Raw genomic sequence first — 25,413 nt, forward strand, 5'->3', positions numbered from 1 at the left:
GACATGAAATGACTACGCCGGCACTTTGCCCATCTTTTCCCGTTCCCAGAAACGGTGTTGTTTCATTCCTTCGATGAATGTGGCCGCCAGTGCTTTAATATCATTCCCCGTGAATACACCCGGCGTTTCGCCTTCAGCAAACCAGGTGGAGCGCAATACATCACTTGCATCGGCATCGGCGGCGATAGGCTTGCAATGCCGGTATGCCTCATTCAGAAAATGAAGCGCATCGCCGTTGCCCGCAAGCGCCGTTGTGCCGCCGGGCAGGTACACCGCATCATACAGCACGGACGCTGCAGTGAGAAAACTGCTCTTCACAGGGATCTCCTTCCCGCTTTTACCTTCCACTATACCAAGTTTCGGCGCGATGATGTCAGCCGCGGCGCCCGCTGCTTCCAGCGCTTTCTGCATCGTTTCCACGTGTGCGGCGTTCACGCCGTCCGCGGTGAGGATCGCTACCTTACGGCTTTTGATGGTATCCTTCGGTGAATTGGCCATGCTCAGGGCGGCCGATGTAGCGACGGAACTTTTGGTTTTCACCGGCTGATAATCGTTGGGATGGCCATCCGCCGGAATGCTGTGGTTGATGGGGTGCTCCGGACGTGCGGGCACCTGCAATCCCAGGCCGTCCGCCACTTTGGTGGCCAGGCCGGTATCGATCTGTGTAAGAATTCCCAGCATCCTTTTCCTTATTTCCACGGTTTCCACTTTACCCAGCTCAAAGGTGAGCGCATCTTCGAGGTGGGTTTTCTCCGCGTCCGACTGGCTGTTGTAAAACAACGTGGCCTGGCTGAAATGATCGAAGAAACTTTTGCTCCGCCCGCGTACTTTTTGCGCGTCGATCTTCTCTGCGTGGGAACTAAAACCGCCTTCCACCATTTTTGCCTGGAAGGGGCAGCCGCCGCCCAGCGAGTTGGGCTGGTAACTTGTCCTGCCGCGGTTGACCTCCTGCCGCATATGACCATCCCGCTGATTGTTGTGCATGGGCGCTACCGGGCGGTTGATGGGTATTTCGTGGAAGTTAGGGCCGCCGAGGCGGATCAGCTGGGTGTCTGTGTAGGAAAACAGCCGGCCCTGCAACAGCGGGTCACTGGTAAAATCTATACCCGGCACGATATGCCCCGGGTGAAAGGCCGCCTGCTCCGTTTCCGCGAAGAAATTATCCGGGTTGCGGTTCAGCATCAGCTTCCCGATCTTCTGTACGGGCACCAGTTCTTCCGGGATAAGTTTTGTCGGGTCCAGCAGGTCGAATTCAAATTTGTGTTCATCTTCTTCCGCCACCAGCTGTACGCCCAGTTCATATTCCGGGAAGTGCCCGTTTTCGATGGCTTCCCAGAGATCGCGGCGGTGGAAGTCCGGATCTTTGCCGGATATTTTCTGCGCTTCGTCCCATGCCACGGCATGAACGCCCAGCAATGGCTTCCAGTGGAATTTCACGAATGTGGACACGCCTTTTGCATTCACCAGGCGGAAGGTGTGCACGCCAAAACCTTCTATCATGCGGTAACTGCGGGGAATGGCGCGATCGCTCATCACCCACATGATCATGTGCGCGGATTCCGGCATAAGAGAAATAAAGTCCCAGAAAGTATCATGCGCACTGGCCGCCTGCGGCATTTCGTTGTGCGGCTCGGGCTTCACGGCATGTATCAGGTCGGGGAATTTGATCGCGTCCTGGATAAAAAATACGGGAATGTTGTTGCCCACCAGGTCGAAATTTCCTTCTTCTGTATAAAATTTCACGGCAAAACCCCGCGCATCCCGTGCAAGGTCAGAGGAGCCGCGCGAGCCCGCCACTGTTGAGAAACGGACAAACACAGGCGTTTCCAGCGAAGGATTAGTAAGAAAATTTGCCCTGGTATATTTACTCAGTTTGTTGTCATATACCTTAAATACCCCATGCGCTGCGGAACCTCTTGCATGTACGATACGCTCGGGTATACGCTCGTGATCGAAGTGGGTGATCTTTTCGCGCATAATAAAATCCTCCAGCAGCGAAGGCCCGCGCTCCCCGGCCTTAAGCGTATTCTGATCATCATTTACTTTGAGGCCCTGGTTCGTCGTAAGGAACTCACCGGTATTTTCTTCGGTGTAAGATTCCAGCTGCTGTTGTTTCAGGGTTTTCTTTTTGTCTTTACCATTATTCTCCTTTGCCATAACCGTAATTTGTAAGAGGTGAAAGGATAGCACTATCACGGTCAGACGCACAATGAATGCGCCAAAGGCTTACTGCTGTTGGCATTCCGCAACAGGCAGGGTTTTAGCGGGAAGGCCGGAAAGAAGACTGTGGAATTATATACCCAGCGCGGTTTTTTGAGTTTTGTTTGCATTTTTTGGCACGCGCATTGTTTTATATTCTTCGAACTAAATCATATAGTCATGAGAAAGATAATCATCGCAGCATCCGTATTAGGCACTGCCGCCGCCGGCGTTTTCTGGTATATGAAAAACCGCCACCGTGCCGATCAGGCATTGAATGATGTAAAAGACGCAGCAAGGAACGCTTATCACAAAATGAACCACAAGGCGAAAAAGATGAGTGCTAAAGCCCAGGAGTCTCTTGCCTAAATGCATTTACATCTCAACTCCCATATATATTACAAACGGCTCCTTGTTATCACGTAACAGGAGCCGTTTTAGCGTATAAGTGAATGCAAAAGCCTATTGAAAGAGCGTTGCCAGTTTTTCGCGCAGCTCTTCACCACGCAGGTTCCTCGCAATGATCGTCCCGTCCGGGCCAATGAGCACATTGCCGGGGATCGCACGGATGCCATACAAGGCGGCGGGCGCGCTGTTCCAGAACGCCAGATCGGAAGCATGCGTCCATTCCAGCTTGTCATCAGCAATTCCTTTCAGCCAATTGTCCTTCTGTTTGTCCAATGATACCGCCACAATGTCGAATCCTTTCCCCTTATACTGGTGATATACTTTCACAAGATTCGGGTTTTCCCTCCGGCACGGCCCGCACCAGGAAGCCCAGAAATCCAGCAGCACATATTTCCCGAAGTGATCGGACAACTTCACCGTTTCCCCGTTCACACCCGGCAGGGTGAAGTCCGGCGCTTTTTTCCCCACGTCCGCGCTGCGGAGCACAGGCGTAAGGCCGCGTAACACCTTCACATACTGGGTTTCACTAAGCGAAGGGTCCAGCAGTTTCACGTTCGCATCTATCTCATCCGCGCTGAGGCGGTAGGAGAAATCGCGGTACAGCACATAGGCGGATACCAGCGATGCGGGGTTCTGCATAATGAATTCGCTGACGTTCACGTCGCGCGTCTGGCGGTATTGGGTGAACAGGTCCTGCGAGGGAGAGCCTGTTACGGTTGTTTTGCTGTAATACGCGGCGGAATCCAGCGCTACGGTCACCGGTTTATCTTCCAGGAAAATAAAATACGGGCTGCTTTCCGGCTTTAGCGTGATACCGTACAGCTCGGGAAGAGCGGGCTTTTGGGAGAACCTGAACTTCCCGTCCTTAATCTCCGCCGAATCGATCGTGAAGAACATTTTGTTGGAGAAACGCTGGAGATAAACCTTCCCGTTTTCCACGCCTTTTACTGTGCCGGTGATGGAAAAGTCCTGCGCTGACGCGGATAAGCCGAGGCCCAGGAGTATGAGTGATAATGCCTGTTTCATGAATATGGATTTATAAATTAGGGTTGGTGTTCACTTCGTTCAGCGGGATGGAAAACAGCAGGTACGCGCTGTTTGGCGTAAAGTTGCTGCCATCGGGGAATTTCAGCTGGTGATGGCCTTTCAGCGGCACTTTGCGGATGCTGCCGTCCTGCCTCGGGATGTCCAGCACTTCCGTGGAAGGCGTGCGCACAACGGGGCGCTGGAGACGCAGCAGGTCCGGCAATGCGAAACCTTCGCCCCAGAGCTCCCTCCTTCTTTCCAGGAGAATTTCTTCCACCAGCTGGTCTTTCGTAAGGCTGCCCTCCGGCAATGCGGGCAGGCTGCGTTTTACGCGCAATTCATTTAATGCGGCAAAAGCAGCGGGCAGTTCGGTCAGCCGGGCGCGGGCCTCCGCTTCTATCAGCGCCATTTCGGAGGAGCGCATCAGCACGATGTGCCCGCTCTGATCCGGTTTGTTGACAAACTTCGTGTACATCAGCCAGCCCAGCAGCGGGTTCGTAGTATCAGCCACGGGCCTGAAGAGGGACTTGCGTACATCCGCGTCGGCAAACAGCTGCCTGAAATGCGGATCCGCCATCACGCTGCGGTAGCCGGTGGCCGGCGTTACGTCAATGTACCCGAAGTACGAAGCGCCGCCCAGGTTCTGGTCCGCCGCCTGGGGATGGCCCCAGATCCACTCCACATTACTCACGTCGTTAAACCCTTTGCTGTATTCCTCCGGCTGCATGATGGGGTAACCCTGTCTCGCCTGTTTTGCCCGCACAGCCGCGGAATCCCAATTTTCCTGTGTAAGGAAAGCACGCGCCAGCAGGCCTCTCACCACTTTCTGATCGGGGCGGTTTTTCACCGTACGGTTAAACCCTTGCAGCAGGCCGTCCGCTTCCCGCAAGTCGGCTATCACCTGGTCGTATATGGCGGCCACCGTAGCACGGGGTTTGGGCTGCGAGGCGGGATCGGTGGGCGTTGTGTACAGGGGCACGCCTTTCGCGTTGCGGTCTTTGGCGTAGGTGAACTGGTACTGGCGCACCAGGTTCAGGTAGGACCATGCCCGCAGCGCCAGCGCCTGGCCTTTGAGGTAACGTTTCTCGGCATCAGTGCCCTGTGCGGCATCCACGTTTGCAATGATGTTGTTCGCATTGTCTATCACCTTGTACTGGAACGTCCAGAAGAACAAGGCGCGGCGGGTGGTGTAATCGAACGGGTCACGGAAGCCGTAGGTGGTGAGGAATCCGTACACGCCGTCGCGCAGTACCGCATCGCCGCCCATGGCTTCCTGGCTCAGGATGATGGCGGAATAACCCGGGTTGTCCTGCGAGGTGGAGCTTTCCATCTGGTAACGGATGGTGCCGTTTACCAGCGCGTCAATGTTTTTGGTACTGGAATACGCCTCCTTGCCGGTAAGACTGCCGGAGGGCGAAGTTTCGAAGAATGATTTTTTGCAGGAGGCCAGCAGCAGCAATATCCCTGCGGATAATCCTATGATTGGTTTCATGATTGGTCCGGTTTAGAATGAAATGTCGAAGCCGAAAGAGAAGGTTTTCTGTGCGGGGTAACGGTAGAACGTAACACCGTCCAGCGCCTGCTCAGGGTCCAGCCCGTCGTTTTTATAAAAGGTCACCAGGTTTTCGCCGCGTGCGTACACCCGCACCTGCTGGAGATTGAAGCGGGATACCAGCGAGGCGGGCAGCGCATAACTGACGCCTACATTGCGGAGACGCGCATAACTGGCGTCATACAGGAAACGGGTGGAGGCGGTGTTCCAGTTCAGCGGGTCCGTGGTGAGTTTGGGCACGTCCGTATCCGGGTTCTCCGGCGTCCAGTGGTCCAGGATGGTTTTGCTCCAGGTGCGGCCGATGTTGTTGCCGTTGTGCGACAGCATCACCAGGTCATAATCCAGTATTTTCCCGCCGATGCTGAATGCCAGCAACGCGCTCAGCTCAACACCCTTGTAACTCAGTACCGTGTTGATGCCACCGGTAACGTCCGGCAATGAACTGCCCACGATGTATTGGTCCGCCTGGTTAAAATCGCTCGTGGTGGTTTTTCCTTTGATGCGTTTTTCACCGCCGGGCAAGGTCTCATATTCATTTTTATACCAGAGCGGCAGGCCTGTCGTACGGTCCACACCCGCCCATTCGCGGAGGAAAAAGTCATATACGGAACCGCCCACGGTGAGTTTTTTGGTGGGCCCTATCACGGAGGTGTTCGCCGGGATGATCTCTTTCTGCGGCAGCTCGGTGATCTCGTTTTTAAAATGGCTGAGGTTCACCCCCACATCCCATTTAAAATCTTTGGTAAGCACTGGTGTGGTTTGCAACTGGATGTCAAAACCTTTATTCTTCAGCGACCCGATATTGTCGTCTATAGAACCAAAGCCCAGCGAGGGCGCCAGCGGGCGCTGGAACAGCAGGTCTTTGGAGCTGCGCTCGAAATATTCCGCGGTGAGAATGATCCGGTCGTGCAGGAATGAAGCGTCAAAACCGGCATTCAGGTTGAGGTTTGTTTCCCACTTCAGGCCGGGCGTGGGCAGGCGCGAAGTGATCAGGCCGGCTTCGCCGAGACTGTTGTAAATGGAATAAAGATCCTGGTACTGGTAATACCCGCCAAGATTATCGTTGCCCTGCGCGCCGTAGCTGGCGCGGAGTTTCAGCACATTCAGCCAGGTGGGTGAATGGAAGAATGATTCCTGCGTGATGTTCCAGGATGCGCCCACGGACCAGAAGTTGCCCCAGCGGGAATACGGGTGGAAGCGAGAAGAGCCGTCCCTTCTGAAACTGCCGGATAAAAAGATGCGGTCTTCAAAATTATAATCCACTTTGGCGAGATAACTGGCCAGCTTGTAATTGTCCGAGCTGCCGCTGAAGCCCGTGAGCAGCGATGCCGCATTGGGTTCTTCTTTGCCCAGGAAACCAAAGTTGCTTTTGCTGCCGGAGAGGCCGGATGTGTTAAAGATGTACACCTCCTGCCCTGCCAGCACATTCAGCTGGTGGCGGCGTTGTATGCGGAAAGTGTAATCCAGGAAGTTGTTCACGGTATATGCCAGCTGCCTGTTCTCCCCTTTGCTTACGGAGCCGCGTGTGCTCACGCTGCCGCCCAGCAGCGGGTTGCTGTAACTGTGTGTGAGCGAGTTGCTGTAATCTGCGCTGATGCTGCTCTTCAGCTTCAGTTCCTCGAGGATGTTGATCTGGATATTCCCCCGGAAGGTCACGTTGTCCAGCTTGCTCTGGTATTTGTTCAGGCTGGAAGAGCCAAGCAGGTTATTGCCTGGCGCCGCCGCGCTGGGGCGGTAGTTGCCAAAGTCGTAGATCGGCTGACCGTTCTGGTCCAGTTTGATGCTGCCGTCCGTGTTACGTTCGTAGATCGGGTAGATGTTCGGCACCAGCCTGCCGAAGTTCGCATAGTTGCCCTGGTTGCTGTCATCCTGCGGGGGTGCATCCTGTTTGGCGGAACTGATGGCTACATTCACGCCGGTCTCGAACCAGCGGTTCACTTTGGTGTTGTAGTTCACCCGGCCGTTGAAACGCTGGTAACCGGAGCCGATGATAAAACCTTCATCGTTCAGGTAACCCGCCGATACAAAGTACTTGCTTTGCTCGCTGCCGCCGCTCACATTCAGGTCCACCTGCTGGCGTTTGCCGGTGCGTTCGGTAGACTTGCCCCAATCGTCCGTCCAGAGCGGCGTGGCGCCCGCGGCCAGTTTACCGTCTATGCCCACCGGGGTGGGGTAATTGGGTCCGAAAGGGTTGATCTTGAGGGTGCTCACGAGGTTGTCCGTTGCGTATTGCGCAGCGGCTGCGGGGTTGGCGGGGTTGGTACTGAGCTGTTTGTTGCGCAGCGCTTCCCATTGCAGCTCGAAGTATTCCTTCGCGTCCACTTTTTCGTAGTCTGCCACTGCCCTGGATGAAAAGCCGGTATTTGCGCTGAGTGTCACCGTGGGTTTGGCATTCAGCCTGCCCTGTTTGGTGGTGATGATAATGACGCCGTTTGCGCCGCGCGAGCCGTAGAGCGCGCTGGCAGCCGCGTCTTTTAATACGCTGATGGACTGGATGTCCGCCGGGTTGAGCGTATTGATATTCCCGGAGAACGGTACACCGTCCACCACATAGAGCGGATCGCTGGAAGCGTTGATGGAACCGATGCCGCGGATGCGGATGGTGGCGTTGCTGCCCGGCTGGCCCGCGGACGCTACGGACTGTATGCCCGGCACCGCGCCCTGCAAAGCCCTGCTGATGCTGGATACCTGCTGCCGCTCAATATCTTTCGCATTCACTACTGAAGCGGAGCCGGTATAAGAGATCTTGTTTGCCGTGCCGTAGGCCACCACCAGCACTTCGTTGAGCGTGGCGGCGCCGGACAGGCGGATGTTCAGCAAAGTGTCGCTGGCAGGCACTTCCAGTGTTTGATATCCTGTATAACTTACTACGAGTACGGCGTTCCTGTCATGAACAGAAATGGCGAAGCGGCCTTCCGCATCGGTAACGGTTCCGTTTGGCGTGCCTTTGAGGCGGATGGTGGCGCCGGGCAGCAGGAGATTGTCCCCCGCCCTCACAGTACCGCGCACACGTTTCTCCTGTGCATCTGCGTACTGCATTGCAAACAGCAATGCCAACAGGCATGTAAATGTTTTCATGGTTCGGTTTTTTAGCAGCAACAGGTTGCCGTTCAGCCCGGAGGCCGTTAATTTTTAAGCTTAATGAAAAGAGAAAGAGGGAGAGATTGGTTGGCTCTTTCTGTTACGCATAGTATTGTACTCCCTTCTATGCATAAGGTGTACAACGTGTTTACGCAACAAAAGTAATTCGTGGGAATGAAATAACCAACTTATCCTATGAATTTTGTAGACTTTTACATGAAAGGCATTTATCATGATGTGTTTGATGTTCGTCAGGAGGTCAAAAAAGGTCGCATAGTTATTGCTACAGAGAGATAGAAAAAAGCGGATAAAAAGCAGGTGGTTTTGCGGCCTGCGAAAAAACAGAAGTAAGTGTAAATGCCCTGCGTAAAATTAACCCTGTCATAACAGCACTATGATAAGCAGCGGTACGGAGTTTGCGGCAAAACGATACGTTAAAGCAATGTTAAAATGTTATATTGCTTGTCTATATTAACATTGATATAAATCATTGGTCTTTTTAAAAACGTCTATTACTTTTGGACAATGAATACTACCCTTAAACCGAACAAAGGAATCAACTGGCTGCACGAGCTTGATTTTATCGGGATCCACCTGGTTCCTTTCCTCGCATTTTTTACGCACGTGAGGCTGTTTGACTGGATTGTTTGCGCGGTGCTGTACTTTGTAAGAATGTTTTTTGTGACCGGCGGATATCACCGTTATTTCTCGCACCGATCGTTCAAGACCTCGCGGTTCTTCCAGTTTATATTAGCATGTGGCGCGCAGAGCAGTTTCCAGAAAGGGGTTTTGTGGTGGGCCGCCAATCACCGCGTACATCACAAACACAGTGATACGGAAGAAGACCCGCATTCGGCTAAAATATACGGTTTCTGGCACGCGCACATCGGCTGGATCATGGACAAGGAACATAAAGAAACCCGTTACGACCTCATCAAGGACATTAAACATAAAGAGCTGTACTGGCTGAATAAATATCATTTCGTGCCGCCGCTGGTGCTGGCCGTACTTGTATATTTTATCGGGAACAAAGTGAACGGCGCCGGCTGGTTCGACTGGTCCGCCGGGCTTTCCACGCTGTTCATCGGGTTTTTCCTCAGCACCATCCTGCTGTTTCATGGCACCTTTACCATCAACTCGCTCATGCACAAGTGGGGCCGCCCCCGTTACAAAACGGGAGACGAATCCAAGAACAGCCTGCTGCTGGCGCTGGTTACCCTCGGAGAAGGCTGGCACAACAATCACCACTATTATCAAAGCGCGGCCCGCCAGGGTTTCTATTGGTGGGAAATAGACATCACCTATTACATCATCCGCATGCTGGGCTGGATGGGTATAGTGTGGGAGATCAGGGGCGTGCCGGTAAAGGTGAAAGAAAGCAATAAAGTAGGATAATACGCTCTGCAACAATATGTAAGGAAGGGTGGAACAGAATACTGTTCCACCCTTCCTTTTTTTATTAATTTAGAGGGTATGCAACGAATCTTCCTCCCCCTATTCCTGCTGCTGGCCGCTGCCGGTTTTGCACAACAGACACAGAAACCGCCACTGCACGGTAAGCACTGGATGGCCGTCACCGGCAAACCGTTGGCCGCCACCGCAGGCGCCATGATATTCCAGAAAGGCGGCAACGCCGTGGACGCGGCCTGCGCTATGCTGGCGGCCACCTGCACCATGTGGGACGTGCTCAGTTGGGGCGGGGAAACACAAGCGCTTATTTACAACCCGAAAACCGGCAAGGTAATCGCCATCAATGCACTGGGCGTAGCGCCCACGGGCGCCACACCGGCATTTTATAAAGAAAAAGGATACAGCTTCCCGCCCGAATACGGCCCGCTGGCAGCGGTAACGCCCGGCACACCCGGCGGCATCTGCTACATGCTCAGCCAATACGGCACCATGAGCCTCAAAGAAGTGCTGGCCCCCGCCATGGAAATGGCCGCCGGTTATCCCATAGAAGCGCAGACCGCGAACAGCATAGAGCGGGGCAAAGGGTATATCAAAGAGTGGCCTTACAGCAAAAACGTTTTTCTCACACATCCCGGGGAAAAAAGAGAAGCGCCCGAAGCAGGTGAGATATTTGTGCAGAAAGACCTGCTGGCCACCCTTACCAAAATGGTGGAAGCGGAACAGGAAGCGCTGAAAAACAAAAAGAGCCGTAAAGAGGCGATCATGGCCGCCTATAACCGTTTTTACAAAGGAGATATTGCCAAAGAATTTGTACGCGGCTGCCAGGAACAGGGCGGCCTGATCACGATGGAAGATCTTGCCAAATGGAAACCCATCGAAGAAGAACCGCTGCATGTGAATTACAAAGGCATAGAAGTATACAAACTCCAGGAATGGACGCAGGGCCCCATGTTGCTGCAAGGCCTGAACATCCTGGAAAATTTCGACCTGAAAAAGATGGGCTTCAACTCCCCCGAATATATCCACATCCTGTACCAGGTGCTGAACCTTACTTTTGCCGACCGTGACTTTTATTACGGTGATCCTTACTTCTCACATCCGCCTATCAAAGGATTGCTGAGCAAGGAGTATGCAAAACAACGCGCCGGGCAGATCAACCGCACGCAGAACGATGCCAATGCCGGCCCCGGCGATCCTTATCCTTTTGAAGGAAAAAAGAACCCGCTGCTGAAACTGCTGGAAGAAAGAAAACAATTTGCCGACACCACCCTGGAAAGGAAAAACGATCTTTTTGTGCCCAAACACGACGCCGTGGCTTATATGAAGGCGGACAGCGCGTATATGGACCGTCTCTGGCGCGGTACCACCAGCGTGGAAGCCGCGGATAAAGAAGGCTGGGTGGTATCCATCACCCCCAGCGGCGGATGGTTGCCCGCTTGCATCGCCGGCCGTACCGGCGTGGGCATGAGCCAGCGCGCGCAAAGTTTTGTACTGGATTCGGCGCTCAGCCCCTTCAACGTAATAGCCCCCGGCAAACGCCCGCGTGTGACGCTCACGCCTTCCATGGCATTAAAAGACGGCAAACCTTATCTATCCTTTGCCGTACAGGGCGGAGACACGCAGGACCAGAACCTGTTACAGTTTTTTCTGAACATGGTGGAATTCGGCATGACGGTGCAGCAGGCCACGGAAGCGGCGAATATCAACAGTAACCAGCTATGGCTTAGCCTTGGCGGCACCACGCTGAAAGAACGAATGCCCAAACCCGGCAGCATCCTGCTGAACAGCAATACATCGGACAGCACGCGCAACGCCCTTAAAAAAATGGGGTATTCACTCACCTTCACACCCCGCAGCAGCGGCCCCATCAACGCGATATTCCTGGACCGGCTGCATGGCAGCATATGGGGCGGCAGCAGCAACCACGGAGAAGATTACGGCATCGGGTGGTAAGCGTGGCGCCTTGATTGTTAATGCCTTATAGCTGAAACGGTGCGCATGGTTTTTCATTGTACATTTACAGTACAGCGAAAAACCTCATTTCCAGCATTAAAATCTTGTGGCATGTTACCGATCGGAAGCGCCGCGCCGGATTTCCGGCTATACTCCACCCCGGACCAGCAATACTCCATACAGGACTTTTCCGGCAGGAACCTCATCCTGGCATTTTACCCGGCAGACTGGAGCCCCGTATGCGGCGACCAGATGTCGCTGTACAATGAAATGCTGCAATTGTTCCGTAAACAGAACGCGGTGCTGTTGGGTATTTCCGTGGACAGCAAATGGTGCCACCAGGCCTATACGCAAAGCCGTAACCTGCATTTTCCGCTGCTGGCGGACTTTGAGCCGAAAGGCGCCGTGGCAAAAGCTTACGGAGCTTACGACCAAAAAGAAGGCCAGTGCGAGCGCGCTTTGTATGTGCTGGATGATTCAGGTATTATCCGCTGGCATCATTTATCGCCGCCATCTGTGAACCCCGGGGCAGACGGCATCCTGGACGCGCTCGGGAAGATCAACTCCAAAAGATAACAGATGTCCAAACTCAAACCGCCCATCGGCAAACAGGACCATGTAAGGGGCAATGCCAATGCCCCCGTCTCCCTCGTGGAATACGGCGATTTCCAATGCCCGCATTGCGGCCTCGCCTACCCGATGGTAGAAGAGATCGTGCGGGAGCTGGGGCACGAGCTGCGTTTTGCCTACCGCCACTTCCCCCTGGGCACCGCCCATCCCATGGCCCTGTCCGCAGCCATCGCCTCGGAAGCAGCCGGCAGGCAAAGGAAATTCTGGCCCATGCATCATATGATATTCGAAAACCAGGACAGGCTCAGCGCGGAAGCATTATGGGAATTCGGCACGGTCATTGGGCTGGATATGGACCAGTTCGAGCTGGACATCAACGATCCCGCGCTGGAGGAAAAAGTGGAAGCGGACTTTGAAAGCGGCGTGCGCAGCGGGGTGAACGGGACGCCCACATTTTTTATCAATGAAATAAGATACAACGGCGACCACGATAAGGAATCTATTCTGGCCGCTTTACAAAAACATAAGCATCATGGGAGCATTTAACGACCTTATCCAATCGGACCAGCCGGTGCTGGTAGACTTTTACGCGGACTGGTGCCAGCCCTGCCACGCCATGACGCCCGTGATCAAAGAAGTGGCTCAAGCTATGGAAGGTAAAGCCCGCGTCGTGAAAGTGAATATCGATAAAAACCAGGCGACGGCCATGGAATTCAACGTAAGCGCCGTGCCCACGTTCATCATTTTTAAAAAAGGACAGATCATCTGGCGGCATGCGGGCATGACGGATAAAAACAGCCTGCTGAGGCAGCTGCAGGCGGTGTAGCTATACTTTGATGCTTTTTTTATTATCTTGACGGAAACAAGATTCCACATGATGAAAACAGCCGCCTTATTGCTGCTTACGCTGTCCGTGCAGGCGCAATCCGATTCGCTGCAGTCCCTCGTAGCGGACAATGCCCAGGTAACCCTGGTGTCCAAACAATTCAGTTTTACCGAAGGCCCCGCGCGCGACAAAAAAGGAAATATCTACTTCACCGATCAGCCGAACGATAAGATCTGGATATACAACACAGCCGGCAAACTGACGGAGTTCGCTTCCAAAAGTGGCCGCTCAAACGGCCTGTACGTAGATAAAAAAGGACGCATCATTGCCTGCGCGGATGATCAGAACGAGCTATGGGCTTTCACCCCAAAAGGCAAACACACCGTGCTGATGAGCGATTACCAGGGTAAAAAACTCAATGGCCCGAATGACCTCTGGATACACCCGAACGGCAACATTTATTTCACCGATCCATATTATCAGCGCAATTACTGGGAAAGAAAAAAACCGGACATCGAAGCCATGCGGGTGTATTACCTCGCGCCCGGCAAAAAAGAACCGGTGATGGTAGCGGACGATATCGTAAAACCCAATGGCATTGTAGGTTCCGCGGACGGGAAATACCTGTTTGTGGCGGACATTGGGGACAACAAAACGTACCGTTACGAAATACAGGCAGACGGTTCTCTCTCCAACCGCATCCTCTTCACGAACAAAGGCGGCGACGGCATTACGCTGGATAATCTCGGCAACCTGTACATCTGCGGCAACGGCATCACCGTATTTAACCCCGAAGGCAAACAGATCGCGCAGATACCCGTACCTGAAAAATGGACGGCCAATGCGTGTTTTGGCGGGAAGAACCGGGATGAGCTGTTCATCACAGCCGGGGTGGCCGTGTACACTTTAAAAATGAAGGTGAAAGGAATTGAATAAAGCCTAGACTTTCATCAATAGTTCCGCAGCCTTTTCAAGCGTTTCATCTTTTTTCGCAAAACAGAACCGGATCACTTTGTGGTCCTTTCCGTTCTGATAAAAGGCGGACACGGGCACCGGCGTTACGCCAAATTCCTTCGTGAGCCGCACCGCAAACGCGTGATCGCTTTCTTCGCTGATGCGGTGATATTGATAACACTGGAAATAACTGCCGTAGCTGGGCATGGCCGTGAAACGGGTGCCGGCCATCAGGCTGTGAAAAAGATCACGTTTGGCCTGCATGAACCCGCTCAGCCGGAGATAAGAGTCTTTGTTCTGCAGGAACTCCGACAACGCCACCTGTGAAGGGCTATGGCAACTAAAACAGTTGTACTGGTGCACTTTCCTGAACTCTTTCATCAATTCTGGCGAACTGATACAATAGCCCAGTTTCCAGCCGGTGCAGTGGTAGAGTTTTCCGAATGAAAAAGACACAAAACTTCTTTCCACCAGGTCCGGGTAACGCAGGATGCTTTGATGGGGAATGTTGTCGTAGATCAGGTGTTCGTACACTTCATCGCTGAGGATAAAGATGTTCGTTCCCTCCACTGTTTTTCTCAGTTCTGTTATATCATTTTCGCTTAATACAGAGCCCGTTGGGTTGTGCGGCGTATTGATCATGATCATGCGCGTGCGCGGGGTGATCTTTGCGCGCACTTCTTCCCAGTTGATCTTATACTCCGGAAATTGCAGGTCTATCAATACCGGCACGGCGCCGTTCACCAGTACATTCGGCACATAACTGTCGTACGCCGGTTCGAATATGATCACTTCATCGCCGGGTTGCAGCACGGTGGTGAGGGAAGTATAAATACCATAAGTGCCGCCGGGCGTGATGGTGATCTGGCTGTCCGGGTTGATGTCCGTACCGTAGAGAAATTTTATTTTCTGCGCCAGCACTTCGCGGAGCGGCAGGTAGCCCTGCATGGGCGCGTACTGGTTAAAACCATTGTACATCGCTTCATTCACTTTCGCGATCAGCTCCTGGTTCATGGGATAGTCAGGAAATCCCTGGCCGAGGTTTACGGATCTATGTTCGGCCGCCAGTGCGCTCATCACGCTGAAGATAGTGGTGCCTGAGCTGGGCAGCTTGGAGGTGAGGTTCAAGGGTAAAAAGTTTATGGATCAAAATAAACAAAAGCGCGCTTATTCCCCAACCGGCATGTACCAGATGCCTTTCGAAGGCAGGGAAACAAATACCGCGTCCCCGCTTTTGTACTGGCCGGTGGTGGTCCTTACGCGGATGATATTGCCCGGCACTTCCACTTCCACATCGTTGTAACTCCCGCCAAAGTACACCGCTTTTACACGGCCTTTGAGCGCGTCCCCGCCTTCACGCACGAGCCGGAACTGTTCCGGTCGTACAAACAGGCTTTTGCCATTGGCGGCGATGCCGGGCATCAGCGAAAAGACCTTTGCTTTTTCGGGCGTAAAAAGATGGTAGGCGCCCAGCAGCGCGGCCACGTATTCATTCGCCGGCTGGTGGTACACCTGCGCGGGCGGCCCCTGCTGGATGATGGCGCCGTCTTTCATGATGAGCACTTCATCCGCCCAGGGCAGAATGTCGTCCGGGTCGTGGGACACAAGCAGGCAGGTGATATTAAGCTCCTGGCCGAGGTCCTGTATCACATCTTTGAGGATGCGGGTATGAATAAGGTCGAGGTTGGAAAAAGGTTCGTCCAGCAGCAGCAGGCTGGGCATGGTGAGCAGCAGCCGGGCCAGGGAGATGCGTTGTTTTTCACCACCGGAAAGCTGGTCTGTTTTGCGTTTCACCAGGTGATGGATCCGGCATATTTCAAACAAGCGGTCCGCCTGCTCCTGCGTAAGTTTATTGGCGTAAGACAGCAGCTCTTCCACGCGGTAATTGTTGCGCAGCTCGTAATGCTGCGAGAGGTATGCGATCTGCGGATGACCGGGGATGAGCTGTTCATTCGGGCCTTTTACTTTTTTCCCTTCAAACAGCACCTCTCCTCCATCCGGTTGTATCCATCCGGCAATGATGCGCAGCAGTGTACTTTTCCCCGAGCCTGAAGCCCCTGCGATGGCCACTTTCCGGAACTTATCCTGGGTAAAGGAAATGGGTTTCAGTTCAAATCCCAGCTGATCCTTCCTGTATATATCGGAAACCTGTAATAAATGCATATTGATATCGTTGGCGGTGCGCTACTGCAAAGTGCGTTCCATTTACCAGGTATCAAAGAAAATACATTTGCCGGGAAGCAGGAAGAGTTTATTGAAATTCCATATATGGAAGGAAAGCCCTATACAAGGACCTTAGCGGACCTGCACCATGAGAATCACCGTATCCAGCGTCTTATAATGTTCAATGCCAAGGGTGCCGGGCTTTGCCATGGGATGGTCCATCAGCTCTTTGAAAAACTCCGGGAACTTCTGCATTTGCGGGCCGAAGGGTTTTATTTTCATGGAAAGGTATCTTCCGGCGGGGATGTTGTACACCGGCAGGTCGATCTCATCCTTTTCGTCCTGCGTGAAGAGGCCCGCGCAGGCTTTGTAGGTCAAATGGTCATCCACCATTTCGGTGACGCCGTATGAGGGCCGTTCGTGCGCATCGCCGAGAGAAGAATGCAGGCTGGTGTATGCGCCCATGATGCCGTTGGGGAAGGAAACGGCCTGAACGTAAAAAACCGGGATGTCTTTTTCGAGGAGCATTTCACGGATTTCCATGTTTTGTGGTTTTTCACCAAATTTCCGCACAAAAAAGGGAATAAGTGATGGCCTGCCGCGTCAAATAACGGGGCGGGATGCGACAAATCCCCGTTTAAAAAATTATTTTCATGAAACTGCAACATTATCCACTCGTACCCGTCAAATAGTTCAATGAATTCCGATCCCGATAAACTGGCTGACAAGCAACTGGTTCACAGGGCTTTGAGTGGTGACGCTCAGGCTTTCGGGATTATTATCAGTAATACGGAGAAGCTGGTAGCGCAGATAGTTTGCCGGATGGTGAGCAATGTGGAGGACCGGAAGGACCTGGCGCAGGAGATTTATCTCAAGGCTTATAAGAACCTCCGGGTGTTCAAACATGAATCGAAGCTGTCCACCTGGATCGCGCAGATCGGTTACAATACCTGCATGGATCATCTGCGGAAAAAGAAGCTGTTGTTCCCAGGGGAATTAATGGATAGTCCCGGGGCCGGCACAGCGGATGCGCTGTTATTCCGCAAGGAGCTGGCAGGCATCTTACAGGCGGGCATGGAAAAGCTGCAACCAGTGTACAGGACGATGATCACCTTATATCACCAGGAAGAACTGAGTTACGAGGAAATTGGTGAGATCACCGGTATGCCTACGGGAACGGTGAAAAGTTATCTTTTCAGGGCGAGGAAGGCATTAAAGGAGCAACTGACCGGGTATTACGGAGAGAAAGAGGCGCAGTAAAAAGAGGTAGATAATGCCCAGGTGGGAAAAAAGGTACTCCTGGAAGGGCAATTTTAATTCTTTGGAGATCAAAAGGTACTTCCGAACGAGAAAAAGGTACTTCCGAACGAGAAAAAGCTCCTTCTGAAGAGCAATTTTAATCGAAAAGAAATAAAAAGCTCCTTCCGAACGAGAAAAAGCTCCTTCCGAAGGGCAATTTTAATCCAAAAGAAATAAAAAGCTCCTTCCGAACGAGAAAAAGCTCCTTCCGAAGAGCAATTTTAATCCAAAAGAAATAAAAAGCTCCTTCCGAGCGAGAAAAAGCTCCTTCCGAAGAGCAATTTTAATCCGAAAGAAATAAAAAGGTACTTCCGAGTGAGAAAAAGCTCCTTCGGAAGTACAAAGTCGATACTTTTTACTACAAAAAGGTACTTCGGAAGTACAAAGCCGAGTGTTGGAAGTACAAGGTCGATACTTTTTACTACAAAAAGCTCCTTCCGAAGTACAAAGCCGGGTGTTGGAAGTACAAAAAGGTACCTCCGAAGTACAAAGCCGGGTGTTGGAAGTACAAAAAGGTACCTCCGAAGTACAAAGCCGGGTGTTGGAAGTACAAAAAGGTACTTCCAGGGTACAAAAAGACAATGCAGCGGGCGGAAAACGACAGATAGCGGTTCAAAAAGCATGACAGGAAAGAACACACCGGATTGTAAATCCCGCCTGCCGGGAAAACAAAACATCAGGATAGCATATATCAAACAAAGAAACACAGGCAGGAGAATGACCATCCCGAAACTATTCTTACTGATTAAAGCAATGTTATGAAAGGTGCACATTTAAACGATGAAACAATTCAGGCAATTGCCCTAGACGAAACGTATAATGATCCCGAAGCCACGGGGCATATGGCTGGCTGCGAAACGTGCAGGGAAGCCGTGGAATCATACCGCTTAATGTTTTCAGGCATGACGGAAATGCCCGCCGCCGGTTTTGATTTTGATGTAAAAATGCTGGTGTTGCCTCAATTACAGGTCCAAAGAAAACCACAACCGGCATTAAAACCCGTGTTGGTCATCATTGCCGTTGTACTGGCCGCACTTACGGGCGGAGGGTATTATTTCAGGAAAGATCTCGGGGAAATATTTAACCGTTCCCTCCCCTATCTCCTGTACTGCCTCGGGCCTGCGGCGGTGATGCTGCTGGTGCTGCTCCTGGCGGACATGCTCAACACCCACCGGCAGAAAATGAACCGGCTTGAATATTATTAAAACAAATGAACAGATAAACGATTATAAACCTGATTCAACATGAAGAAGATATTCGCACTGACCATCAGCATCATAACACCCGCGGCACTCTTCGCACAGGAGCATTTCCGCCTGCCGGACAACCGGTACATCAGCAGCCAGCTGATCAGCATACCCGCCATGATACTGGTCCTTTACCTGGTATGTTCTTTTATCCTGCACATCATCAAATCCGTGCTGGACCACCGCCTCCGGTCAAAACTCGTGGACAAGGGCGTGACCGATAAAGTAGCGGAACAGTTCCTCCAGCCCGTTAACCGCGACCTCCGCTCGCAGGCCCTCAAATGGTGCCTGATGCTTGCCGGCGCCGGCATCGGGCTCACAGCGGTATATTACACGCTTCCGCTGGATATCCATTCCCTCGCCATCATGGCATTCAGTATCGCGCTGAGTTATCTCGCCTATTTCCTGTATCTCAAATACAACGAACAACCTTAATTATTCACGCTTAATTCTGATTACATGAAACCAACATCCCTGCTGCCCTCCGGGGCCTGGCAATGTATTGCCCTCTCCTGCCTGATCGGCGCATTAGTGATCGGTAAAACGTCCGGCCAGGCGGCCCGCATTCTTCCGGCTTACCACGATTCCATTCCCCGCGAACAGGAACCGGATTCGCTGAAAATGCTGCGGATGTACACTGGTACCTACATCATACCGAACGATCCTGAAACGCAGATCGTATTGGAAAATGGCAAGCTCTATGGCATACCCACAAGCGGAAAAAAACATGAAATGGTCCGCACCGGCCAGCACCAGTTCATTGTACCCGAAAAAGAGATCCTGCTCCAGTTTGAAATGGACAGCTACGGCCAGGTGGCATTCCTTCGTCTTACGAGAGGAGACGAGACGGCAACGGCAACAAAGAAAAAATAATCAATCCTCAACATACCCCGCCTCTTTTTTCAGGGCTTCCAGCGCATTGGCGAGGTACACCAGCGGCGCATTCCAATTGATCGCTATTTCATTCGAGGCGTAAGAACAGGCGGTGTCCGAATAGGCCGTTTCAGGCTCCGTTTTTTCATAGCGGCAGCTGTCCTGCATACCCGGGTTTGGCCCGCCGGAAAGCAGGCCCGGCACAGGTTCTTCGATACCATCCGCGATAGAAGGGCGGTGATGCGGATGCATGGTGGCTTTGCTGCCCGCGCCCGTCAGGAAGGAATAACCGGTGGCGTTCCGGCCCAGCAGGTAATCCAGGTTGCTCAACGCCGCGTGCAGGTATATTTTATCTTTTGTGAGTTGGTATGCGTACAGCAATAATATCCCCTGGTTGGCCGCCACCGAGCTTCCACCCCAGCTGAAGTCCCGCCGCGACTGGCCCATCACCGTCTGGAAAGCATTCTGCGGCTGCCTGCGGATATATTCACCGGCTATGCGCAGCACCCGCTCTTTGATCACAGGCAGGTCTTGCCGCACTACTTCCGGCAACTGGCCGGATGCACGTAGAATGGTGTAGTAGCCCTGCATGGCCACATTTCGCCAGGTGGGGAGATATACACTGTCCTGCAGATGCTGGTGAAAGATGTCGTAGTACTTTTTATCCTTTGTGGTCACGAACATTTCCGCCGCCGCCCAGCTCCATTCGTCTTTTACGTCGTTGTCCCCATAAGCGCCTGTGGTGATGGCGGGCTGAAATTGTTTGTTCATTACATTCTGATCGTACATCAGCGCGGGATTTTTCTCCGCCCACTGCCAGGCCATGCGGGCGGCTTTCAGGCAGCTGTCCGCAAGCGGTTGATTGAACGGTTGGAGAATGCGGGCGGCTTGCGCGGTGACGGCCGCAAAATCCAGTGCAGCGGCCGTGCCTTTCCGTACCACGTAACGCGGCAATTTGGTGACGCCGGGCATCACCATCCCGTCGAAGGAAGCATTGGTGCATTTATGATACACGCCGCCATCGTTCGGGTCCTGCATGGTAAGCATCCAGCGGAGGTTGTACACTGCTTCGTCAAGAATGTCCGGGATGGCGTTCCCGCTTTCAGGGATATTGGTCCGAAGCGCGGCGTAATACCCGGGGAAATCTTCGTACGCGGAAAACAATGAGCTCATGGAAATGCCCGAGTTCACGATATACTTGTTGTAATCGCCCGCGTCATACCAGCCGCCGGGCGAAGCGATCACGGTGCCGGCGGGCCGCCTGCCGCTCACGGCGGAAGCATGGACGTATACGATGTTGTCAGGATGACCGGCGGGCCGGTGCCATTTGCCCGCATATTTTTCTTCCAGCGGCATGTCCGAACGTTGGAAATAAAAACCTTTCAGACTCGCAACCGCTACAGGTTTCAGTACTTCAGCGGAGATAGAAAAAGGATAAGACGTGCCCACACCCGGCACCTGCAATACATACTCCCCTTTCTCCGTAAACGCGGAAAAGTCCGCGATGCGCGTAAGCGTGGAAGAGTTGGCGGAATGTTGCTCCGGGCCCAGCGGGCCGCTGAACACTGTGTCTTTCCCATTGCGGGCGAGGAGGTGAAATTCCTTCGCGGAAACACTGCCTGTAATCACCGCGATCTTAGGCGCCTTCGGATAAAACCCGGACTGGTTCAGCTGGATCTGTTGTTGCGCCATTGTGGGAAAAGCCAGTAATAGGAATACGATTGTTCTCATAGTTTGTCCATCCTGTTTATGAAATATAAGAAAATGCCCGCACTGTAACCAGCGGGCATTTTACATAGGTTGCCAGAGCTGCGGGTGATTGTTGCCGACCTTGTAAAAAAAGCCGCCGGATGACTAATAGCGTGCCGCGGAAACCTTTATGGCCGCCCCGCTGTACTCTACTGTCTCATCCGCTTTGCCATCCGGAAGCCAGGCCCTCGGTGCTTCCCGGCTGACCCAAACGATGCGGAAAACACGTTTATCCAACATGCCGGGAAAACCGCCCTGCCGCTCCCCGATCGATAAACTCCTGTCAACTTCTTTATAGTAAAAAGTAATATTGCTGAATGCTCCTTTTTCGTAATTGTAGTTTGTATCCTCATCTTCATAGAGGGTGAAGGAAGCGTCCTTTCCGGTATAAATATATAAGGTAACCGTGTCCGCTTTTTTCTGAGCGGTGTATTGCAGCGAAGGCCCGGAAGGCAGGATAGAGCCTTCTTTTACAAACACCGGCATCGTTTCGTAATCCGCTTTGGCATTAATATGTCTACCCCCTTCGCGGAATTCGCCGGAGTACAGATCGTACCATCCCTGGCCTGCCGGGAGATACAGCTCACGCTCACGCGCTTTGTACGTGTATACCGGGTTCACCAGCAGCGAAGGCCCGAACATAAACTGATCGCCGGTCTCTTTCACATTTTCATCTTCCGGGAAGTCCATGACCAGCGCGCGCATAATGGTGTAATCCTGGTGATACGCCATCCCGGCCAGCGTGTAGATATATGGCATCAGCCGGTAACGCAGGTGGGTGTAATACTCCATACTATTGTACGCGGGGTGGTCTTTCGGCGAAATATTGTAGATCTCCCTGAAAGGAAATTGCCCGTGCGAGCGGAACAGCGGCACCATGGCGCCAAACTGGAACCAGCGCGTCTGCAGTTCGCGCCATTCTTCAAGGTCTTTGGCGGATGGTTTTTCATACCTCGGCTCCACCGCAAACCCGCCGATATCCATTGTCCAGAAGGGAATACCGGACAGGGAAAAGTTGAGGCCGGCGGAGATCTGCGTCCGCATATCTTCCCACCTCGAGGCAATGTCTCCGCTCCAGATGGCCGCCGCATAATGCTGCGATCCCGCAAACCCCGAGCGCGTGAGCAGGAACACCCGTTTGTCCGGGTCCACGCTGCGCTGGCCATTGTAAATGCCTTTGGCATTCTCCAGCGGGTAGGCGTTCAGGTATTCCGCCGCCGTGCCATCCGCTGTGGGAGACATCTGTTCTTTCCGTTTTTCGGGGGACACGTTACTCAATACATCCGGTTCGCTCGCATCCATCCACCAGGCGTCCACTCCTTTGTTGTATAATTTTTTATGCAGCAACTCCCAGAAACCTGCTCTCGCTTTTTCATTAAAAGCGTCATAAAACGTGGATACATATCCCTTCCCTATCCAGTCCCGCTGCCGGTCCGCGATATTCCTGCGGTACAGCCATCCCTGTTTGTCAAAGTCTTTATAAGCTGGGATGCCTTCGTAGAATTTAGGCCATACGGAGATCATGAATTGTGTATGATACTGCCTGTGCAGCGCCTGTATCATGCTATCCGGCGAAGGGAACCGCTGTGGGTCAAACTCCTGGCTGCCCCATGCGTCCTCTTTCCAATAACTCCAATCCAGCACGATATTATCCAGCGGCAATTTTCTTTTCCTGTATTCGGCTACGGCCTGCAATAGTTCGTCCTGCGTTTTATAACGTTCGCGGCTTTGCCAGAAGCCCATGGCCCATTTGGGAACGATGGGCGTTTTGCCGGTCAGCTGCCGGTAGCCGCTCACCACTTCATCCATATTATTGCCGTGGATAAAATAATAGTCCAGCAGCTGGCCGGCTTCGGACTGAATGGTAAATGTATTGCGGTCTTCCAGCGGCACCGGGTTGATCCAGCGTGCGCTGATGTAAGAGGCATCCCCATCCGGCGTCCACATGATCTTTACCGGGTATTTTTTGTCTTTCTGTAAATTGATCTCCAGCAGCGCGGTGCCGGGGTTCCAGGCCTGCCGCCATTTATCCGCCAGCAGTTTGCCGTCCACCCATACTTTGAGGTAACCGCCATACGTGAAACGCAGGCTGTGCATTCCTTCAAAATCCGATGCGATGGAACCTTCCCAGGTAAGCACACCGGTCTTCATCGCAAATCCGGCGGGCAGGTGTTTTTTGGTATCGTCCAGGTATGCATAGTCTATGCCGGACTCCGCGCGGGTGAAGGCTACTTTCCCGGGCTGCTGGCGTTGATTGCTGTAAGAAGCGGTGAGCCAGCCCGGCTCTCCTTTCGCGGAAAAAAGCCGGAGGCGGGACAGGGGCAGATACTCGCGGGTGTCCCCCACTTTGGTCAGTGAATAATTATCCCAAAGGATGCCGTAATTTTTCCTGCTTACCAGGAAAGGAACGGCTACTTCAGTGTTGTTCTGAAAAAGGAATACCTGGCGGCCCTGGTAATTGAACACATCATCCTGGTGCTGGCCGAGGCCATAGTATGCATCGCCTTCAACAGTTTCGAACGTCTGGGTGATGCCATAGGCCGGCTGCCCTTCGAATACAGCGGGTTGCAATTGCCGGCCGTTGTGCGGCCTTTCGGCAAGGAGGGTTTTGCCATTTTTATCTGTGAAGGCAACGGCGCCGGTGGCCAGCGTCATCACGGCGGTGATGGCGGACGTTTGCACGGTGATCTTCTCCGGGCCTTCCGTGAGGGTAAAATTCGCGGAGGGTGCGCCGTAAACGGTAATGAGGCTTTTACGGAGAGGGATGACCTTCTCCGGGGAAGCCGTTACGCGGATGATCCTGTCCGTGATCACCTGCAGCTTTACCGCTCTGGCATTGCCGGATAAATATACCTCCGGGTACACCGTCACACCGTCTTTTTCACGGATGAACTTCACCGGGTCGCCCGCGAAAAGGTGGATAGGTAAGCATAACAAAACTGAAAAAAGTGCTGTGTGCAGAAGTTGCCTGAATGCCATAAGGTTCGTTTCTCAATATTTTCCGTGGATGATCTTTTCTGTGCGGATCATTCCAAAATTACCCGAACACATCTTCAGCGGGGGTAGCCATATGTTGATAATTAGGTATTGAAATGTATACCAACCTATTTATTCAATTGATTATCAATTAAAAATTTTGTTTCATTAACAATCGCGGATGATTGTTAATCCTATCGTATTGTTTTCCGCTACGCATCAAATTCAGTAAATTAACAGTGCCGCCTTCAAACCTTCTATATGCCACAGTCAGCCATTACAGACGCAATTTTTCAGAAAGCTGTAGATGCTGTCAGTTCCGGCGATCTCGGGGAACTGCAACATTTACTCGCCTGGCATCCGCACCTGGCATCGTATCGCCATCACACGCCGGATGACGGTTATTTCAAACAGCCTTATCTTCTCTGGTTCATTGCGGACAATCCCGTGGAGCACGATCATCTGCCGGAAAACATCACCGGTATCGCGGAAGTTATTATTAAAACGATCAGGCAGCATGCACCGGAACTGCTGCAGGAACAGATGGACTATGCGCTGGGGCTGGTGGCCACCGGCCGGGTGCCACGGGAGCACGGCGTTCAGCTCGACCTCATCGATCTTTTGATAGATAACGGCGCGAAGCCCGGAAGCGGCATCGGCGCGCTGGCGCATAACAATATCGACGCCGCGCAAAAACTGATTGACCGTGGCGGTGATCTTACGCTGGCCGCGGCCGTGTGCCTGCGGCGTACAGACTGGCTGCCCGCGCTGCTGGAGCATTCCAATCCCGCTGAACGACAGGTGGCTTTTGTGGCGGCTGCCTTTTACGGATATGCGGATATGCTCAGCCTGCTGCTGAAGCACGGTGTGGACATTGATGCGCTGCCCGGCAAGGGCTATGGGTTTCACAGTCATGCCACCGCGCTGCACCAGGCAGTATCTTCCGGTTCGCTGGAAGCGGTGAAGGTATTGGTGGAAGCCGGCGCGGACACGAATATCCCCGACCTCATATATCATGGCACTCCGCTGGGCTGGGCCGTGTATATGCAGAACACTGGCGAAACCGGTGAGCGGGATAAAGAGAAATTCGCCCTGATAGAAACTTATTTAAAGGACAAATAAAAACA

22 protein-coding genes are annotated in these 25,413 nt (G+C 52.8%); 13 read left to right on the forward strand and 9 right to left on the reverse strand.

Annotated elements, in window-relative coordinates:
- Positions 1-12: 12 nt before the first annotated feature.
- Entirely contained in the window at positions 13-2,157 is a 2,145-nt protein-coding gene (locus EG028_RS03475) for a catalase (protein WP_120515594.1), read from the reverse strand.
- A 222-nt stretch (positions 2,158-2,379) separates the two neighbouring features.
- Here EG028_RS03475 and EG028_RS03480 point away from each other — a divergent pair, with 222 nt between their 5' ends.
- Positions 2,380-2,568, forward strand: a complete 189-nt coding sequence (locus EG028_RS03480) for a hypothetical protein (protein ID WP_120515593.1) — start codon at positions 2,380-2,382, stop codon at positions 2,566-2,568.
- 93 nt (positions 2,569-2,661) lie between these two features.
- On the opposite strand, the gene EG028_RS03485 is transcribed toward EG028_RS03480, so the two are convergent.
- Genes EG028_RS03485 through EG028_RS03495 form a run of 3 tightly spaced genes read right to left on the reverse strand, consistent with a single transcriptional unit; the run spans position 2,662 to position 8,263 of the window.
- Complete coding sequence (locus tag EG028_RS03485) at positions 2,662-3,633, reverse strand: TlpA disulfide reductase family protein (RefSeq protein WP_120515592.1); 972 nt, start codon at positions 3,631-3,633, stop codon at positions 2,662-2,664.
- A gap of 10 nt (positions 3,634-3,643) precedes the next feature.
- Positions 3,644-5,125, reverse strand: coding sequence for a RagB/SusD family nutrient uptake outer membrane protein (locus EG028_RS03490; protein ID WP_120515591.1), 1,482 nt, complete (start codon positions 5,123-5,125; stop codon positions 3,644-3,646).
- 12 nt (positions 5,126-5,137) lie between these two features.
- On the reverse strand, positions 5,138-8,263 hold the full coding sequence (locus EG028_RS03495; RefSeq protein ID WP_120515590.1) for a SusC/RagA family TonB-linked outer membrane protein: 3,126 nt from the start codon (positions 8,261-8,263) through the stop codon (positions 5,138-5,140).
- Positions 8,264-8,791: 528 nt separating this feature from the next.
- Here EG028_RS03495 and EG028_RS03500 point away from each other — a divergent pair.
- The 6 genes from EG028_RS03500 to EG028_RS03525 all read left to right on the forward strand — a co-directional run bounded on the left by EG028_RS03500 (position 8,792) and on the right by EG028_RS03525 (position 13,961).
- On the forward strand, positions 8,792-9,661 hold the full coding sequence (locus EG028_RS03500) for an acyl-CoA desaturase (RefSeq protein ID WP_120515589.1): 870 nt from the start codon (positions 8,792-8,794) through the stop codon (positions 9,659-9,661).
- 78 nt (positions 9,662-9,739) lie between these two features.
- A complete protein-coding gene (locus EG028_RS03505) occupies positions 9,740-11,629 on the forward strand; it encodes a gamma-glutamyltransferase family protein (protein ID WP_120515588.1) in 1,890 nt (629 codons plus the stop codon).
- A gap of 111 nt (positions 11,630-11,740) precedes the next feature.
- Positions 11,741-12,205: a redoxin domain-containing protein gene (locus EG028_RS03510; RefSeq protein ID WP_120515587.1), complete on the forward strand. Its 465-nt coding sequence runs from the start codon at positions 11,741-11,743 to the stop codon at positions 12,203-12,205.
- A gap of 3 nt (positions 12,206-12,208) precedes the next feature.
- Complete coding sequence (locus EG028_RS03515) at positions 12,209-12,745, forward strand: DsbA family protein (protein ID WP_120515586.1); 537 nt, start codon at positions 12,209-12,211, stop codon at positions 12,743-12,745.
- Entirely contained in the window at positions 12,732-13,025 is a 294-nt protein-coding gene (gene trxA / locus EG028_RS03520) for a thioredoxin (RefSeq protein WP_120515585.1), read from the forward strand. Before EG028_RS03515 ends, trxA begins: the two co-directional genes overlap by 14 nt.
- A gap of 48 nt (positions 13,026-13,073) precedes the next feature.
- Positions 13,074-13,961 (forward strand): SMP-30/gluconolactonase/LRE family protein, encoded by an 888-nt coding sequence (locus EG028_RS03525; RefSeq protein ID WP_120515584.1) that lies wholly within the window; start codon positions 13,074-13,076, stop codon positions 13,959-13,961.
- A 3-nt stretch (positions 13,962-13,964) separates the two neighbouring features.
- On the opposite strand, the gene EG028_RS03530 is transcribed toward EG028_RS03525, so the two are convergent.
- The 3 genes from EG028_RS03530 to EG028_RS03540 form a co-directional block, all read right to left on the reverse strand.
- Positions 13,965-15,107, reverse strand: a complete 1,143-nt coding sequence (locus EG028_RS03530; RefSeq protein ID WP_120515583.1) for a methionine aminotransferase — start codon at positions 15,105-15,107, stop codon at positions 13,965-13,967.
- A 39-nt stretch (positions 15,108-15,146) separates the two neighbouring features.
- Positions 15,147-16,142: an ABC transporter ATP-binding protein gene (locus tag EG028_RS03535; RefSeq protein ID WP_120515582.1), complete on the reverse strand. Its 996-nt coding sequence runs from the start codon at positions 16,140-16,142 to the stop codon at positions 15,147-15,149.
- 132 nt (positions 16,143-16,274) lie between these two features.
- Positions 16,275-16,685, reverse strand: coding sequence for a hypothetical protein (locus tag EG028_RS03540; RefSeq protein WP_120515581.1), 411 nt, complete (start codon positions 16,683-16,685; stop codon positions 16,275-16,277).
- A gap of 153 nt (positions 16,686-16,838) precedes the next feature.
- Between EG028_RS03540 and EG028_RS03545 the strand changes: the two genes are divergently transcribed.
- From EG028_RS03545 to EG028_RS03565, 5 genes are all read left to right on the forward strand, one after another.
- A complete protein-coding gene (locus EG028_RS03545; RefSeq protein ID WP_120515580.1) occupies positions 16,839-17,402 on the forward strand; it encodes an RNA polymerase sigma factor in 564 nt (187 codons plus the stop codon).
- A gap of 433 nt (positions 17,403-17,835) precedes the next feature.
- A complete protein-coding gene (locus EG028_RS03550; RefSeq protein WP_123864544.1) occupies positions 17,836-18,066 on the forward strand; it encodes a hypothetical protein in 231 nt (76 codons plus the stop codon).
- Positions 18,067-18,199: 133 nt separating this feature from the next.
- On the forward strand, positions 18,200-18,646 hold the full coding sequence (locus EG028_RS03555; RefSeq protein ID WP_120515579.1) for a hypothetical protein: 447 nt from the start codon (positions 18,200-18,202) through the stop codon (positions 18,644-18,646).
- Between the two features lie 39 nt (positions 18,647-18,685).
- Complete coding sequence (locus tag EG028_RS03560; protein WP_120515578.1) at positions 18,686-19,123, forward strand: hypothetical protein; 438 nt, start codon at positions 18,686-18,688, stop codon at positions 19,121-19,123.
- A gap of 24 nt (positions 19,124-19,147) precedes the next feature.
- Complete coding sequence (locus EG028_RS03565) at positions 19,148-19,561, forward strand: hypothetical protein (RefSeq protein ID WP_120515577.1); 414 nt, start codon at positions 19,148-19,150, stop codon at positions 19,559-19,561.
- Here EG028_RS03565 and EG028_RS03570 read toward each other — a convergent pair whose 3' ends face one another.
- Both EG028_RS03570 and EG028_RS03575 read right to left on the reverse strand, forming a co-directional pair.
- Positions 19,562-21,292, reverse strand: coding sequence for a glycoside hydrolase family 9 protein (locus EG028_RS03570; RefSeq protein ID WP_120515576.1), 1,731 nt, complete (start codon positions 21,290-21,292; stop codon positions 19,562-19,564).
- Positions 21,293-21,415: 123 nt separating this feature from the next.
- Positions 21,416-24,247 (reverse strand): TIM-barrel domain-containing protein, encoded by a 2,832-nt coding sequence (locus tag EG028_RS03575; RefSeq protein ID WP_241559070.1) that lies wholly within the window; start codon positions 24,245-24,247, stop codon positions 21,416-21,418.
- A 300-nt stretch (positions 24,248-24,547) separates the two neighbouring features.
- On the opposite strand from EG028_RS03575, the gene EG028_RS03580 reads away from it, so the two are divergent.
- Complete coding sequence (locus EG028_RS03580) at positions 24,548-25,408, forward strand: ankyrin repeat domain-containing protein (RefSeq protein ID WP_120515574.1); 861 nt, start codon at positions 24,548-24,550, stop codon at positions 25,406-25,408.
- The last annotated feature ends 5 nt before the right edge of the window (positions 25,409-25,413 follow it).

The sequence above is a fragment of the Chitinophaga barathri genome, from assembly GCF_003807585.1.
Lineage (GTDB): Bacteria > Bacteroidota > Bacteroidia > Chitinophagales > Chitinophagaceae > Chitinophaga > Chitinophaga barathri.

Excerpts from the sequence above, each read along its gene's own strand:
- EG028_RS03475 (WP_120515594.1), bottom strand. The coding sequence starts at position 2,157 with ATGGCAAAGGAGAATAATGGTAAAGACAAAAAGAAAACCCTGAAACAA.
- EG028_RS03480 (WP_120515593.1), top strand. The coding sequence starts at position 2,380 with ATGAGAAAGATAATCATCGCAGCATCCGTATTAGGCACTGCCGCCGCC.
- EG028_RS03485 (WP_120515592.1), bottom strand. The coding sequence starts at position 3,633 with ATGAAACAGGCATTATCACTCATACTCCTGGGCCTCGGCTTATCCGCG.
- EG028_RS03490 (WP_120515591.1), bottom strand. The coding sequence starts at position 5,125 with ATGAAACCAATCATAGGATTATCCGCAGGGATATTGCTGCTGCTGGCC.
- EG028_RS03495 (WP_120515590.1), bottom strand. The coding sequence starts at position 8,263 with ATGAAAACATTTACATGCCTGTTGGCATTGCTGTTTGCAATGCAGTAC.
- EG028_RS03500 (WP_120515589.1), top strand. The coding sequence starts at position 8,792 with ATGAATACTACCCTTAAACCGAACAAAGGAATCAACTGGCTGCACGAG.
- EG028_RS03505 (WP_120515588.1), top strand. The coding sequence starts at position 9,740 with ATGCAACGAATCTTCCTCCCCCTATTCCTGCTGCTGGCCGCTGCCGGT.
- EG028_RS03510 (WP_120515587.1), top strand. The coding sequence starts at position 11,741 with ATGTTACCGATCGGAAGCGCCGCGCCGGATTTCCGGCTATACTCCACC.
- EG028_RS03515 (WP_120515586.1), top strand. The coding sequence starts at position 12,209 with ATGTCCAAACTCAAACCGCCCATCGGCAAACAGGACCATGTAAGGGGC.
- trxA (WP_120515585.1), top strand. The coding sequence starts at position 12,732 with ATGGGAGCATTTAACGACCTTATCCAATCGGACCAGCCGGTGCTGGTA.
- EG028_RS03525 (WP_120515584.1), top strand. The coding sequence starts at position 13,074 with ATGATGAAAACAGCCGCCTTATTGCTGCTTACGCTGTCCGTGCAGGCG.
- EG028_RS03535 (WP_120515582.1), bottom strand. The coding sequence starts at position 16,142 with ATGCATTTATTACAGGTTTCCGATATATACAGGAAGGATCAGCTGGGA.
- EG028_RS03540 (WP_120515581.1), bottom strand. The coding sequence starts at position 16,685 with ATGGAAATCCGTGAAATGCTCCTCGAAAAAGACATCCCGGTTTTTTAC.
- EG028_RS03545 (WP_120515580.1), top strand. The coding sequence starts at position 16,839 with ATGAATTCCGATCCCGATAAACTGGCTGACAAGCAACTGGTTCACAGG.
- EG028_RS03555 (WP_120515579.1), top strand. The coding sequence starts at position 18,200 with ATGAAAGGTGCACATTTAAACGATGAAACAATTCAGGCAATTGCCCTA.
- EG028_RS03560 (WP_120515578.1), top strand. The coding sequence starts at position 18,686 with ATGAAGAAGATATTCGCACTGACCATCAGCATCATAACACCCGCGGCA.
- EG028_RS03565 (WP_120515577.1), top strand. The coding sequence starts at position 19,148 with ATGAAACCAACATCCCTGCTGCCCTCCGGGGCCTGGCAATGTATTGCC.
- EG028_RS03570 (WP_120515576.1), bottom strand. The coding sequence starts at position 21,292 with ATGAGAACAATCGTATTCCTATTACTGGCTTTTCCCACAATGGCGCAA.
- EG028_RS03580 (WP_120515574.1), top strand. The coding sequence starts at position 24,548 with ATGCCACAGTCAGCCATTACAGACGCAATTTTTCAGAAAGCTGTAGAT.